Origin of the sequence: Frigoribacterium sp. 9N (genome assembly GCF_902506305.1) — a bacterium.
Classification (GTDB): domain Bacteria; phylum Actinomycetota; class Actinomycetes; order Actinomycetales; family Microbacteriaceae; genus Frigoribacterium.
On the sequence record NZ_LR733392.1, the window covers coordinates 593,920 to 607,836 of the forward strand.

The window sequence follows — 13,917 nt, forward strand, 5'->3', positions numbered from 1 at the left end:
GGGAGAGCCGGCCAGGCTCGCAACCACGTCCCCAGTACGAAGAGGTCCAACATGGCTCAGAAGTCCAAGGCGTACCGCGCCGCTGCCGAGAAGATCGAGGCAGGCAAGTTCTACAGCACCAGCGAGGCCGTGGCCGTCGCTCGCGAGACCGGCTCGAAGAAGTTCGACTCGACCGTCGAGGTCGCGCTCAAGCTCGGCGTCGACCCCCGCAAGGCCGACCAGATGGTGCGCGGCACCGTCATCCTGCCGCACGGCACGGGCAAGACCGCCCGCGTCATCGTGTTCGCGACGGGTGCCGCCGCCGAGGCGGCCATCGCCGCGGGTGCCGACGAGGTCGGTGGCGACGAGCTCATCGAGAAGGTCGCGGGCGGCTACACGTCGTTCGACTCGGCCGTCTCGACCCCCGAGCTCATGGGCAAGGTCGGTCGTCTCGGAAAGGTGCTCGGCCCCCGCGGCCTCATGCCCAACCCGAAGACCGGCACCGTGACCCCCAACGTCGCGCAGGCCGTCAACGACATCAAGGGCGGAAAGATCGAGTTCCGTGTCGACAAGCACAGCAACGTGCACTTCGTCATCGGTAAGGCCGGCTTCTCGGAAGAGCAGCTGAACACCAACCTCGACGCCGCCCTCGAAGAGGTCGTCCGCCTCAAGCCGTCCTCGTCCAAGGGCCGCTACATCACCAAGGGCACGCTGTCGACGACCTTCGGTCCCGGCATCCCCCTCGACATCAACGTCTTCTAGGTCCTCAGACCTCCCAGGCACTGCGTCGCCCGAAGGCCGTCCCACTCTCGAGTGGGGCGGCCTTCGTCGTCGGCTCCCGTCCGTGGTCGGGCGGGGAGGCGCGGGTGGGGCACCATGGGCAGATGACCGTCACCGTGCGCCCTGCCCTCCCGACCGACGCCCCCCTGCTCGCCGAGGTCGCCGCGGTGACCTTCCCGCTCGCCTGCCCGCCCGGGTCGGACCTCGCGGACATCGCCCGGGTCGTCACCACGGTGCTGTCCGAGGAGGCCTTCTCGCGCTACCTCGCCGACGACACCCGGACCGTCCTGCTGGCCGTCGACCCCACGGCCCGGGGGGCCCTCGGCTACAGCATGATGATCGCGGGAGATCTCGAGGACGCGGACGTCGCCGCAGCCGTCTCGTCCCGGCCGACCGTCGAGCTGAGCAAGTTCTACGTCATGCCGCAGGGGCACGGCACGGGGGCGGCCTCGACCCTGATGGCCGCGACCCTCGAGGCAGCCCGCGCGACCGGCGCCTCCTCGGTGTGGCTCGGGGTCAACCAGCAGAACGAACGGGCGCTTCGCTTCTACGCCAAGCACGGACTCGTGAAGGTCGGGACGAAGACCTTCGCCCTCGGCGACGACCTGCAGCAGGACTTCGTCCTCGAGCGTCGGATCTAGGCGGGGTCGCGTCGGCCCACGGCGGCCGGTCCGGAGGCCGGGTCCGGAGGCCGGGTCAGGCGGCCTCGGTGTCGTCGGTGACGCGCAGCACGAGCTTGCCGCGGGTGTGCGACCGCTCGAGGCGGGCATGGGCGTCACGGGCGTCGACCAGGTCGTAGACCTCGTCGACGTAGACCCGGACGTCTCCCGAGTCGAGCAGTCGCGAGATGACCGCCAGCGTGGCGCCGTCGGGGGAGACGGCGAACCCGGTCGACCGGACGCCTGCCTGCGCGGCCTTCTCGGCGAAGGCGGCCCCCGAGGCGAGCGGTGCGTGGACGGCGAGCCCTCCGGGTCGGAGCAACCTCAGCGACCGGTCGGCCTCGACGTCGTCGTCGACCAGGTTGAGCACGACGTCGACCTGACGGACGCTGCGGTCGACGTCGGCCGCGCCGTAGTCGACGACCTCGGCGGCACCGAGCTCCCGCAGCCAGGCCGAGTTGGCCTGCGAGCCGGTCGCGACGACGTGTGCGCCGAAGTACGAGGCGAACTGCACCGCGAAGTGCCCCACCCCGCCCGCGCCGGCGTTGATGAGGAGGCGCTGGCCCTCGTGGGCCTTGGCGACGTCGACGACCATCCCCCAGGCCGTGAGCGCCGCGAGGGGCACCGCGGCGGCTTCGAGGTGCGACAGGGTGGTGGGCTTCCGGGCCACCGACAGCGACGGGACGCTGATGTACTCGGCGTAGCTGCCACCGGAGCGCGGGCACGGGGCCATGCCGTAGACGGCGTCGCCCGGACTCAGTGGATGCGCCGCGTAGGGCGTCTCGACGACGACGCCGCTGAAGTCGTGGCCCAGCACGGCCGGGAACGCCGGGATGGCGTCGCTGTCGCCGCGACCGGCCCGGGTCTCCAGGTCGAAGCGGTTGACGCCGGCGGCGACGACGCGCACGAGCACCTCGGCGTTGACCCTTCGCGGGTAGGGCACGTCGGCGGCGACGAGCTGTTCGGGCCCGCCGGTCCGCTCGATCACCATCGCCCGCATCGTCGTCTGCATCGTCGTGTCCATCGGCGGCCCCTGTCGGCTCGTGTGCGCCGTGGCTCCGGCGCGGTGGTCAGGTCAGTCAACGGGACGGATGAGTCACCCGTGTTTCGCGGGTGTCACCGAGAGGGAAACGATGATGGGTACGGTGTGGACATGAGAGCATCGGTCGCCGTCCTGCGCGTCGCGGCTGCGGTCGCGGTCCTCGTCGCCGTCGTGGCCCAGTGGGAGAACAGCCTGCGCGACCCGGGGTACCGGTTCGTGGACTTCTTCGGGTACTTCACCATCCAGAGCAACCTCATCGTGCTGCTGGCCCTGGCGATCGGGGCGTTCACGGTGCTGCGCCGGACGACGCCGCCCCGGTGGACGGTCGCGGTGCGGGCGGCGGCGACCACGTACATCGCGTTGACCGGGCTGGTCTTCAACCTGCTGCTGGCGGGCTTGCCCTCGAACGACCCTTACACCGTGGGGTGGGCGAGCAACGTGTTCCACCGGGTGATCCCGCTCTACGTCGTGCTCGACTGGGTGCTCTTCGCCGACCGCGACCGCCAGCCCTGGCGGCGGTTGTGGCAGTTCCTGGCCTTCCCGTTGATCTGGGTGGTCGTCGTCCTGGCCCGGGGCGCCGACTTCGTGCCGTACCCCTTCCTCGACGTGGCGACCCTCGGCGGGGGCGTCGTGGCGCTCTGGTGCGTGGGCATCGCCGTCGCGGTCGCCTTGATCGGGGCCCTCGTCGTGGCGGCGTCGCGCCTGCGCCTCGTCGACCCGGATCGGCGCGTGCCTCAGCGCAACGGATCGTAGGGCGGGGGTTCGTAGGCCTCGTAGTCGTCGGGCGGTGGCGGCGCCGACGCCCGACCGCCCGGCGCGAACGGGTCGACCGGCGCCTGTCGTGCAAGGGTGTCGAGCACCTGGTCGGCGAGGGCCACGAGACGGTGGATCTCGTCCTCGTCCCGCTCGACCCAGCGGCACTGCGGATCGCCGTGCAGGGGAACGAAGTCGGTGTGCTGCTCCCACACCACGAGGGTGCGCTCGGCGCCGAGCACGTACTGCTGCCAGGCCACCTGACGCAGGTACGAGCGGGGGATCGACGACCAGGCCTTCTTCGTCGTCTTGATCTCGCACAGCTCGACGGTGCCGTCGGTGCGGACGGTCACGCCGTCCGGGGTGGCCAGGTGTCGGCGCTGACCCGCGGCGTGGAAGAGCTTCTGGCTGGACTCGATGCCGTGCCGCTGCAGCACCCACCGGGCGATCTCGGGCTCACGCGCCCGCCCGTGGTCGGTGTAGGCGTTGCCGCCGAAACCGTTGCCGTACAACTTGTCGAGCACGACGGCCTGCACGGCGCGCGGGCTCGAGAGCCGGGCGACGTCGGTGGCCGTGATGCCCTGGCTGCGAGCCCGCAGCCATGCGATGCGGTCCGACGAGTCGGCCAGCACGCGCGTCAGGTGCGCAGGAGGCGCGGCGGGGGTCGTCGGCTCGTCGTCGTCCCACAGGGAGAGCATGGGTTGGACGACGGTCATGGTGACCATTCTCCCTCGCCGGGGGCGCGAGGACGATACCCGCGCCTCCTCGTGTCGCGGCGGAGCGGCGAGCACCGGGAGCCCGCGGTCAGACGGCGGCGGCGAGCTCGTCGATCGCCGCGGGGGAGAGGGCGTGGTGGATCGCGAGCATGCTCGCGCCCATGAGCCCCGCCCGGTCGCCCGCCCGGGACGGCACGATGCTCAGGTGCTCGGTCGCGAGCGGCATCGACCGCTGGTAGACGACCTCGCGCACGCCGGCCAGCAAGTGCTCGCCGGCCTGCGCCATGGAGCCGCCGATCGCGATGACCGAGGGGTTGATCATGTTGACGCAGGCGGTCAGCACCTCGCCGAGGTCGCGACCCGCCTGGCGGACGGCCTGCACCGCGTCGACGTTGCCGGCCCGGACGAGCTCGACCACCTGGCGGCCACCCTCGCAGTCGTGGCCGAGGGCCCGCAGCGAGCGGGCGAGGGCCGGGCCGGAGGCGACGGCCTCGAGGCACCCGACGTTGCCGCAGTGGCAGACGACGCCGGCGCCGCGGGGGATCTGCACGTGGCCGATGTCGCCCGCGATGCCCTGGGCGCCGCGCTGCAGGCGACCGCCCGAGATGATGCCCGAGCCGATGCCGGTGGCGACCTTGACGAACAGGAAGTGGTCGGTGCCCGGCCAGGCGTGGCTGCGCTCGCCGAGGGCCATGATGTTGACGTCGTTGTCGACGAGGACGGGCACGTCGAGGTGGCGCCTCACCCAGCCCGGCACGTCGACGCCGTCCCAGCCGGGCATGATCGGCGGGTTCACCGGTCGACCCGTGCTGAACTGCACGGGGCCCGGCAGGCCGATCCCGACCCCGATGAGGTCGTCCCGGGTGCGACCGAGCCGGTCGAGCAGGGCGTCCGCCCCGGTCACCATGCCGGCGAGGGTCGTCTCGGGACCGTCGGCGATGTCGATCAGGCGACGGTCGCTGGTCAGCTCGACGCCCATCAGGTCGGTCAGGGCGAGGTTGACGTGGCCCGCTCCGAAGTCCGCGGCCAGGACGACGCGCGCCGAGGGGATGAGCGCCACGCGCGAGGGAGGGCGGCCACCCGTCGAGACGGCGTCGGCGGAGGGGCCGACCAGACCGAGTTCGGCCAGGACGTCGAGGCGCAGGCCGATCGTCGACCGGGCGAGGCCCGTCATCGCCGCGAGTTCGGCCCGGGTGCGCGGCACGCCGTCGCGGAGCAGCTGGAAGATCTCGCTGGCTCCGGTGCTGCCGAGGGCAGACGACCTCGTCGTGTCGGACATGGCAGCAGTAAACCACAGCCCTCGGCGACGCCCGAGAGAACCCCGCCGAGAAAAGGTCGACTTTTGCTTGCGGGTCGACAGAAGCGGTCCTATGGTGAGTCTCGGTCGACGCCGACCGCCACTCTTCCGGGGGTGACCGGTCGACGGCTCGACCGCTGAGAGTCCCCGACGGTGCCCGTCGCCGTCGCACATCCACTCGGAAGAGGAGACACCCCTGGTGACCACCGCAAGCCCGATCTCGGTCCAGCTCTACACGGTCAGAGACGCCATCGCCGCCGACCTGCCCGGCACCCTGAAGCGCATCGCCGACCTCGGCTACACCCAGGTCGAGCCGTACGCCTTCGTCGACCGCGTCGACGAGTACGCCGAGGCCCTGCCCGCCGCCGGACTCACCGCGCCCAGCGCGCACGTCGGCCTGATCGGCAAGGACCTCGAGCCGATCTTCGCCGCCGCCACCCGTCTCGGCGTCGGCACGATCATCGACCCGCACATCGACGAGACCCGCTGGGTCACCCGTGAGGACGTCGAGGCGATCGCGAAGGAGCTGGGCGAGATCGCCGACGCGGCCGCCGCACACGACCTCACCATCGGCTACCACAACCACGCCTTCGAGCTGGAGAACCTGATCGACGGCACCCCCGCCCTCGAGGTGTTCGCCGCGGCCCTGCCCGCGAACGTCGTGCTCGAGATCGACACCTACTGGGTCGAGGTCGGCGGCGTCGACGCCGCCGAGCTGCTCGCCCGCCTCGGCGACAAGGTGCAGTTCCTCCACGTGAAGGACGGCCCGAAGAACAAGAACGACGTCGAGCAGGTCGCCGTCGGGCGCGGGTCGATGCCCGTCCGCGACATCCTGCAGGCGGCCCGTCAGGCCACCCCCGTCGTCGAACTCGACGACCACGCCGGTGACGTGTTCACCGCGCTCGCCGACAGCCTCGAGTTCCTGCAGGGGGTCCGCGCATGACCGACGTGACGACTGCCTCGCGGCCCGCCGTCGCCTCCGACGGCAAGACCGGCCCGGTGGGCGTCGGGGTCATCGGCGCCGGCGTGATCAGCGACCAGTACCTCGGCAACCTCACGCAGTTCCCCGACCTCGAGGTGCTCTTCATCGCCGACATCGACCAGGCCCGCGCGGCGGCCCAGGCCGAGAAGTGGGGCGTGCCCGCCAGCGGCACGGTCGACGAGTTGCTCGCCCTCGACGACGTCGAGATCGTGGTCAACCTGACGATCCCGGCGGCCCACGTCGACGTGGCGCTGCAGGCCGTCGCCGCGGGCAAGCACGTCTGGGGTGAGAAGCCCTACGCCCTCGACCGCGAGAGCGGTGCCCGGCTGCTGGCCGCCGCGAAGGAGGCGGGCGTCCGCGTGGCCGTCGCTCCGGACACGTTCCTCGGCGCCGGTCTGCAGACCGGACTGCGGGTCGTGAAGCGAGGCGACATCGGCACGCCCCTGACCGGCCTCGCGCTCTTCCAGGTGCCCGGCCCCGAGTCGTGGCACCCCAGCCCCGAGTTCCTCTTCGCCTACGGCGCGGGACCGATGTTCGACGTCGGCCCGTACTACCTGACCACGCTCGTGCAGGTCTTCGGACCCGTCGCGAAGGTCACGGCCACGGCGTCGAAGGCCCGGGACAGCCGGGTCATCGGCTCGGGGCCGAAGGCCGGAACGGTCTTCCCCGTCGAGGTGCCGACCCACGTGAGCGCCCTGCTGCAGTTCGAGAGCGGCGCCAGCGCGCAGGCCGTCTTCAGCTTCGACTCGAAGCTGGCCCGTGCCGGCTTCGTCGAGATCGCCGGGACCGAGGGCACGGCCGTGTTCCCCGACCCGAACGAGTTCGAGGGCGACACGACGGTCCACACGGGCACCGACGAGCCGGTCGTCGTCGCGGCCACGGGTTCGACCTTCACCCGCGGCACCGGCGTCGCCGAGCTCGCCCAGGCCATCCGCGAGGGTCGCCGTGAGCGCGTGCCCGGCGAACTCGCCTTCCACGTCCTCGACGTCATGGTCTCGTTGGCCGAGTCCGCCGAACGCGACGAGAGCGTCCGCGTCGACTCGACCCTCGAGCCGACGCCCGAGCTGCCCGAGAGCTGGGACCCCTCCGTCCCGGCCCTCGGCTGATCCGGTGCGGTGCCGGCGCCTCCTCGACGCCGGCACCGCGCCTCCCGACCCGTCCACCCCCTGAGCGCACCACCCGCACCACCGGAGTCACCACAGCACCACGAACCCCCGCACCACCCCTTCCCTCACTCGATGAAGAGAAATCTCGAAGAAGAGACACCAGGAGAAGTCATGCAAACGAAGTTCCGTTGGCTCGCCGCCCTCGCGGTCGGAGCCCTCTCGGTCGGATCGATGACCGCCTGCAGCGCCTCGGGCGGCAGCGGCGACGCCGACACGATCACCTACTGGGCCAGCAACCAGGCTCCGACGGTCGAGAAGGACGCCGAGATCCTGCAGGAGAGCATCGACCGCTACACGGAGGAGACCGGCGTCAAGGTCGACCTCGAGGTCATCCCGTGGTCCGACCTCTACAACCGCATCCTCACCGCCGTCTCGAGCGGCGAGGGGCCCGACGTCCTCAACATCGGCAACACCTGGGCGGTGTCGCTGCAGTCCAGCGGCGCCTTCGTGCCCTGGGAGGGCGACGCCCTCGACCAGGTCGGTGGCCAGGACCGCTTCGTGCAGTCCAGCTTCGCCACCGGCGGTGCCGAGGGTCAGGCACCCACGTCGATCCCGCTCTACGGGCTGTCGTACTCGCTGTACTACAACACGAAGATGTTCGAGGCCGCGGGCATCACCACCCCGCCCGCCACCTGGGACGAGTTCGTCGAGGACGCCAAGAAGCTGACGGTCGACACCGACGGCGACGGCACGATCGACCAGTGGGGCGTCACCATGGCCGGGTCGAGCATCTCGAACAATGCCCACCAGGCGTTCGTCCGGGGCCTGCAGAACGGAGGCGCGCTGTACGACGAGGACGGCGAGCCCGACTTCGGCAACGACGGCGTCGTCAAGGGCGTCAAGGAGTGGGTCGACCTGATGGCGGTCGACAAGGTGGTCTCACCGTCCGACGCCGAGAGCGTGAACGGTTCGGACATGGCGGCGACGTTCGCGGACGACAAGGCCGCGATGTTCTTCGACCAGGCCCCCGACGCGAACCTCTCGGCCCGCGACTTCACCGACTACGCCGCGGCACCCGTGCCGATGGAGTCCGCCGACGCGACCGGTCTGCTGGGCACCCAGAGCCACGTGGCCGGCATCAACGTGAGCGTCTTCGAGAACAGCGGCAACAAGGACGCGGCGATCGACTTCGTCAAGCACCTGACGAGCGACTCCGAGCAGGTGTACCTGAACAAGGCGTTCAGCTCGCTGCCCGTGGTCACGAGCGCGTACGACGACCCGGCGTTCCAGTCGGACACGATCAAGCTGAAGCAGACGATCCTCGAGGACCACGCCCAGCCCATGCCCCTCTACCCCTCCGAGGGGCAGATGGAGACCTTGGTCGGCACCGCGATCAAGAACCTCCTCGCCACCGCAGCCCAGGGCGGTTCCGTCAGCGAGTCCGACGTCAAGTCGGCCCTCGAGGACGCGAACAGCCAGATGAGCTCGGGTCAGTAGCCCGTCCCACCGCCCGTGACGGGGGCGGCCGGTCCGATCGACCGGCCGCCCCCGCCACCCAGGCCCCGAGAGGACCCTCATGACCGTCAACGTCCTGCCCCCCGCCACCGCCGAGAAAGACCTCCCGCCCGACCCGCACCAGCAGGCCCCGATCGAGCCGGCCAAGCGCAAGAAGCACCGATCGCCGCTCGCCTACTTCCTGGTGGCGCCCGCCGCCCTGGCCGAACTGCTCGTCCACATCGTCCCGATGGTGCTCGGCATCTGGATCGCGTTCATCACGCTGAACCAGCTCAGCATCGCCAACTGGGTCAACGCGCCCTTCGTCGGCCTGCAGAACTTCGTCACCGCGCTCGACCCGTCCTCGCCCATCGCCGGCCAGCTGTACGGGGCCCTGGGGCGCACGCTGATGTTCACCGTCATCGTGGTGGCCATCGCCTGGAGCATGGGCATGCTCGGCGCGGTGCTCCTGACCAGCTCGTTCAAGGGCCGCGGCATCCTCCGCACGCTCTTCCTCGTGCCCTACGCCCTGCCGTCGTACGTCGGCACCATCGCCTGGGCCTTCATGTTCAACCAGCGCGACGGGGCCATCAACCGCTTCCTGGTGGACGACCTCGGCATCCTGCAGGACCGCCCCTTCTGGCTGCTCGGCGGCAACTCGTTCTGGGCCATCGTCATCGTGACGGCGTGGCAGTTCTGGCCCTTCGCCTTCCTGATGCTGCTCGCCGCGCTGCAGAACATCCCGGGCGACGTCTACGAGGCCGCGAGCCTCGACGGCGCCAGCCTCTGGAAGCAGTTCACCCAGATCACCCTGCCCATGGTCAAGCCGGCCAACGCCGTGCTGCTGTTGATCATGAGCCTGTGGATCTTCAACCAGTTCAACGTGCCCTACGTGCTCTTCGGCCCGGCGTCGCCCGAGCAGGCGACGCTCATCTCGCCGTTGATCTACCAGCAGTCGTTCAACAACTGGAACTTCGGCCTCGGCGGTGCCATGAGCGTGATGCTCCTGGTCGTGCTGCTGATCGCGTCGGCGTTCTACATCCGCATGGTTCTGCCGAAGGGACAACACGATGATTGAGACCCGTGGGTTCAAGGTCTTCCGCTTCTTCGGGCTGGCCTTCCTGTCGCTCGTGGTGGTCGTCCCGCTCTACGTGGTGCTGACCACCTCGATCAAGCCGCTCGCCGACGTCCAGGGCTTGTTCACCTGGATCCCCAGCCGGGTGACGCTCGAGCCGTACGTGCAGATCTGGCAGACGGTGCCGCTGGCGTCGTACTTCAAGAACAGCCTCATCGTCACGATCTCGGCGACGGTGCTGTCGGTGGCCATGGCCGTGCTCGCCGCGTACTCGCTGGCCCGCCTGCGGTTCAAGGGCCAGCGCAGCTTCAGCCTGGTCGTGCTGTCGACGCAGATGTTCCCGGGCATCCTGTTCCTGTTGCCGCTGTTCCTGATCTTCGTGCAGATCCAGCGCACGGTCGGCGTGCAGCTGACCGGCAGCTACCTCGGCCTGATCATCACCTACATGACGTTCTCGCTGCCGTTCTCGATCTGGATGCTGACGGGCTACTTCGCGTCGATCCCGAAAGAGCTGGAGGAGGCGTCGATGATCGACGGCACGGGTCGCCTCGGTGCCCTGTTCCGCGTGATCATCCCGGTCGCCAAGCCGGGCATCATCGCGGTCGCGGTCTACGCCTTCATCACGGCCTGGGGCGAGGTGCTCTTCGCCTCGGTGCTGACGAGCAAGGACACGCGCACGCTCTCCATCGGCCTCCGCGCCTACGCCTCGCAGCAGGACGTCTACTGGAACCAGCTCATGGCCGCCTCGGTCGTCGTCTCGCTGCCCGTGCTCATAGGCTTCATGCTCGTGCAGAAACACTTGATCACCGGACTGTCGTCGGGGGCCGTGAAGTGACCGAGCCGGCCGTGGCCACGGCGGTGGGGCCGGTGGGCGCCACCGCCGGCCCGGCCGGCCGGGCAGCGCCGAGCCGAGGAGGCGCGGGTCGCGTCGAACCCCTGCGCGTCGGCATCGTGGGCGGCGGCTTCATGGCGCGCGTGCACGCCGGCGCCGCGCGGTCGGCCGGCGCCCGCGTGGTCGCCCTCGCCTCCTCGAGCGCCGCCAGCGCGGCCCACGCGGCGGCGTCCCTGGGCGTCGACACCTCCCACGAGAGCGTCGACGACCTCGTCACCGATCCCGGCGTCGACGTCGTGCACGTCTGCTCGCCGAACGCCACGCACGCGCCCGTCGCGCTGGCGGCGCTCGCCGCCGGCAAGCACGTGGTCTGCGAGAAGCCGCTGGCGACCTCGAGCGCCGAGGCCGAGGCCCTGGTCGAGGCCGCCCGGGCCGGGCGACTGGTCGGTGCCGTGCCCTTCGTCTACCGCTACCACCCGATGGTGCGCGAGGCCCGGGCCCGCGTCGCCACGGGCGAGGTCGGCCGCGTGCTGAGCGTCCGGGGTTCGTACCTGCAGGACTGGTTGCTCGACAGCGACGACGTCGACTGGCGGGTCGACTCGGCCGCGGGTGGTCCCTCGCGGGCCTTCGCCGACATCGGCAGCCACCTGGTCGACCTGCTCGAGTTCGTCCTGGGCGACCGGCTGGCCCGGCTGACCTCGACGACCACCACCGTGCACACGCACCGCGGCGGCTCGTCGGTCGACACCGAGGACGAGGCGGCCGTCGTGTTCGAGACGGCACGGGGGGCGATCGGCACCCTCTTCGTGTCGCAGGTCGCGCCGGGTCGCAAGAACCGCCTCCTGCTCGACCTGTCGGGCACCGCCGAGAGCCTCGAGTTCTCGCAGGAGGAGCCCGAGACGCTCTGGGTCGGACGCCGGTCGGGCACGCAACTCGTGGCCCGCGACGCGGCCGTGCTCGCACCCGACGCCGCCCGCCTGTCGACCGTCCCCGCCGGGCACCCGATGGGCTACGTCGACGCGTTCGCGGGGTTCGTGCGCGACGCCCACGACGCCGTCCGGGGCGGGACCCCCGAGGGGCTGCCCACCTTCGTCGACGGCCTGCGCGCCGTCCGGGTGACCGAGGCGGTCCTCGCGTCCGCCGCGTCGCGCCGGTGGGTCGACCTGCCCTGACCCCGACCGTCCCGACCCAAGGAACCCATGGCCGAGAGCTCCCGCCCCGTCACCCTGTTCACCGGCCAGTGGGCCGACCTGCCCTTCGAGGAGGTCGCGGCACTCGCCGCCGGGTGGGGCTACGACGGCCTCGAGATCGCCGCGTCGGGCGACCACCTCGACCTCGAGCGCGCCGACCAGGACGACGCGTACCTGCGGTCGCGACTCGACGTGCTCGAGCGGCACGGCCTGGGGGTCTGGGCGATCTCGAACCACCTGACCGGGCAGGCGGTCTGCGACGACCCGATCGACTTCCGGCACCAGGCGATCGTGCGCCCGTCCACCTGGGGCGACGGCGAGCCCGAGGGCGTCCGGCAGCGGGCCGCGGAGGACATGAAGCGGGCGGCACGGGTGGCCCGCAAGATGGGCGTCGACACCGTCGTCGGCTTCACCGGCTCGAAGATCTGGCCCTACGTGGCGATGTTCCCGCCGGTCCCGGCGAGCGTGATCGACGCCGGCTACCAGGACTTCGCCGACCGCTGGAACCCCATCCTCGACGTGTTCGACGCCGAGGGCGTCCGGTTCGCCCACGAGGTGCACCCGAGCGAGATCGCCTACGACCACTGGACGAGCGTCCGGGCGCTCGAGGCCATCGAGCACCGGTCGGCCTTCGGCTTCAACTGGGACCCCTCGCACATGCTCTGGCAGGGGGTCGACACGGTGTCGTTCATCACCGACTTCGCCGACCGGATCTTCCACGTCGACTGCAAGGACACCCGCATCAAGCCCGTCAGCGGGCGCTCGGGCGTGCTCGGCTCCCACCTGCCCTGGGGCGACCCCCGCCGGGGCTGGGACTTCGTCTCGACCGGCCACGGCGACATGAAGTGGGAGGACGCCTTCCGCGCCCTCGACGCGATCGGCTACGACGGCCCGATCTCGATCGAGTGGGAGGACGCGGGCATGGACCGGTTGCACGGTGCTCCCGAGGCGCTCGCCTACATCCGTTCACTCCTCTGGAGACGACCGAGCGCCTCCTTCGACGCCGCCTTCTCGAACCAGTGACGGCAGACTGATCCCATGCCCCGAACCCTGCTGCCCGGCCAACGGAGCCGCCTGCTCGTCGTCGACCCCGCGACCGGCGACGTCGAGGTCGTCCTCGAGAGCACCCGCGTGCTCGTCGAGGCCCCGAACTGGAGCCCCGACGGTCGATGGCTCGTCGTCAACGGCGACGGCCTGCTCTGGCGGGTGCCCGCCGACGCCCGTGGGGTCGACGAGACGGCGCTCGAGCCGGTGCCGATGGGCGACGTGCCCGAGATCAACAACGACCACGTGATCGTTCCCGACCAGGGGGCCGTGATCGTGAGCGCCCGGGACGGCCACCTGTACGAGGTGCCGTGGGACGGCGTGACCCCGGGCGGCACCGCCCGCCGCGTGACGCGCGACCACCCGGCGGGCCGCAACCACAAGAACTACCTGCACGGCGTCTCGCCCGACGGTGCCACGCTCAGCGTGATCGTCGGCGCCCTGCCGGCGCCGGTCGACGACCCGGACGACGAGGAGGCGCGGGCCGGCTGGCGCACGAACGTCGCCCTGGTCTCGCTCGCCGACGGCGCGACCACGCCGGTGACCGACGACGAGCACCCCGACGACGGGGCCGAGTTCTCTCCGGACGGGGCGTGGCTGTGGGCGAACTCGGAGCGCGCCTCCGAGGGGGTCGCCGGCCACGCGCAGCTCTTCCGGAGCCGCCTGGACGGCGGAGACGTCGTGCAGGTGACCGACGACGAACGGGTCAACTGGTTCCCGCACGTGTCGCCCGACGGCTCGATGCTGCTCTGGGTGTCGTTCGAGCCCGGCACGCTCGGCCACCCCGAGAACCGCGACGTCGTGCTGCGCACCCTGCCCCTCGGTCCCGACGGCCTGCCCGTGCCGGGCCGGGCGCCACGCGACGTGCTCGCCCTCTTCGGCGGCCAGGGCACGATCAACGTGCCCTGCTGGGCCCCGGACTCGGCTCGCTTCTCCTGCGCCGACTACCCGTCCGCCTGACGCGCGCC

At 71.1% G+C, this 13,917-nt stretch carries 14 protein-coding genes; 11 read left to right on the forward strand and 3 right to left on the reverse strand.

Features of this window, described 5'->3' with window-relative positions:
- The first annotated feature begins 51 nt into the window (after positions 1–51).
- Positions 52–741: a 50S ribosomal protein L1 gene (gene rplA / locus ARTHRO9V_RS05935; protein ID WP_043592944.1), complete on the forward strand. Its 690-nt coding sequence runs from the start codon at positions 52–54 to the stop codon at positions 739–741.
- A gap of 122 nt (positions 742–863) precedes the next feature.
- Positions 864–1,400 (forward strand): GNAT family N-acetyltransferase, encoded by a 537-nt coding sequence (locus ARTHRO9V_RS05940; protein ID WP_159826106.1) that lies wholly within the window; start codon positions 864–866, stop codon positions 1,398–1,400.
- A gap of 55 nt (positions 1,401–1,455) precedes the next feature.
- On the opposite strand, the gene ARTHRO9V_RS05945 is transcribed toward ARTHRO9V_RS05940, so the two are convergent.
- Complete coding sequence (locus ARTHRO9V_RS05945) at positions 1,456–2,442, reverse strand: NADP-dependent oxidoreductase (RefSeq protein ID WP_369794389.1); 987 nt, start codon at positions 2,440–2,442, stop codon at positions 1,456–1,458.
- Positions 2,443–2,571: 129 nt separating this feature from the next.
- Here ARTHRO9V_RS05945 and ARTHRO9V_RS05950 point away from each other — a divergent pair, with 129 nt between their 5' ends.
- Positions 2,572–3,213: a Pr6Pr family membrane protein gene (locus ARTHRO9V_RS05950; RefSeq protein WP_159826108.1), complete on the forward strand. Its 642-nt coding sequence runs from the start codon at positions 2,572–2,574 to the stop codon at positions 3,211–3,213.
- Here ARTHRO9V_RS05950 and ARTHRO9V_RS05955 read toward each other — a convergent pair.
- A complete protein-coding gene (locus tag ARTHRO9V_RS05955) occupies positions 3,195–3,929 on the reverse strand; it encodes a YqaJ viral recombinase family protein (protein WP_236556943.1) in 735 nt (244 codons plus the stop codon). The genes ARTHRO9V_RS05950 and ARTHRO9V_RS05955 overlap by 19 nt on opposite strands.
- An 88-nt stretch (positions 3,930–4,017) precedes the next feature.
- Positions 4,018–5,208 carry an ROK family transcriptional regulator gene (locus ARTHRO9V_RS05960; protein WP_159826110.1) on the reverse strand — a complete coding sequence of 397 codons (1,191 nt, stop codon included), beginning with the start codon at positions 5,206–5,208 and terminating at the stop codon, positions 4,018–4,020.
- Positions 5,209–5,425: 217 nt separating this feature from the next.
- Here ARTHRO9V_RS05960 and ARTHRO9V_RS05965 point away from each other — a divergent pair, with 217 nt between their 5' ends.
- From ARTHRO9V_RS05965 to ARTHRO9V_RS06000, 8 genes are all read left to right on the forward strand, one after another.
- Positions 5,426–6,169, forward strand: coding sequence for a sugar phosphate isomerase/epimerase (locus ARTHRO9V_RS05965; RefSeq protein ID WP_152970255.1), 744 nt, complete (start codon positions 5,426–5,428; stop codon positions 6,167–6,169).
- Positions 6,166–7,314, forward strand: coding sequence for a Gfo/Idh/MocA family protein (locus tag ARTHRO9V_RS05970; protein WP_159826111.1), 1,149 nt, complete (start codon positions 6,166–6,168; stop codon positions 7,312–7,314). The genes ARTHRO9V_RS05965 and ARTHRO9V_RS05970 overlap by 4 nt, the downstream gene beginning before the upstream one ends.
- Before the next feature lie 132 nt (positions 7,315–7,446).
- On the forward strand, positions 7,447–8,811 hold the full coding sequence (locus tag ARTHRO9V_RS05975) for a sugar ABC transporter substrate-binding protein (RefSeq protein WP_233568362.1): 1,365 nt from the start codon (positions 7,447–7,449) through the stop codon (positions 8,809–8,811).
- 79 nt (positions 8,812–8,890) lie between these two features.
- Positions 8,891–9,886, forward strand: a complete 996-nt coding sequence (locus ARTHRO9V_RS05980; RefSeq protein ID WP_082460311.1) for a carbohydrate ABC transporter permease — start codon at positions 8,891–8,893, stop codon at positions 9,884–9,886.
- Positions 9,879–10,718: a carbohydrate ABC transporter permease gene (locus tag ARTHRO9V_RS05985; protein ID WP_043592933.1), complete on the forward strand. Its 840-nt coding sequence runs from the start codon at positions 9,879–9,881 to the stop codon at positions 10,716–10,718. Before ARTHRO9V_RS05980 ends, ARTHRO9V_RS05985 begins: the two co-directional genes overlap by 8 nt.
- Complete coding sequence (locus ARTHRO9V_RS05990) at positions 10,715–11,887, forward strand: Gfo/Idh/MocA family oxidoreductase (protein WP_347342498.1); 1,173 nt, start codon at positions 10,715–10,717, stop codon at positions 11,885–11,887. Before ARTHRO9V_RS05985 ends, ARTHRO9V_RS05990 begins: the two co-directional genes overlap by 4 nt.
- Before the next feature lie 27 nt (positions 11,888–11,914).
- Positions 11,915–12,928, forward strand: coding sequence for a sugar phosphate isomerase/epimerase (locus ARTHRO9V_RS05995; RefSeq protein ID WP_056047744.1), 1,014 nt, complete (start codon positions 11,915–11,917; stop codon positions 12,926–12,928).
- Positions 12,929–12,943: 15 nt separating this feature from the next.
- Positions 12,944–13,909, forward strand: coding sequence for a PD40 domain-containing protein (locus ARTHRO9V_RS06000; protein WP_159826113.1), 966 nt, complete (start codon positions 12,944–12,946; stop codon positions 13,907–13,909).
- Positions 13,910–13,917: the final 8 nt, after the last annotated feature.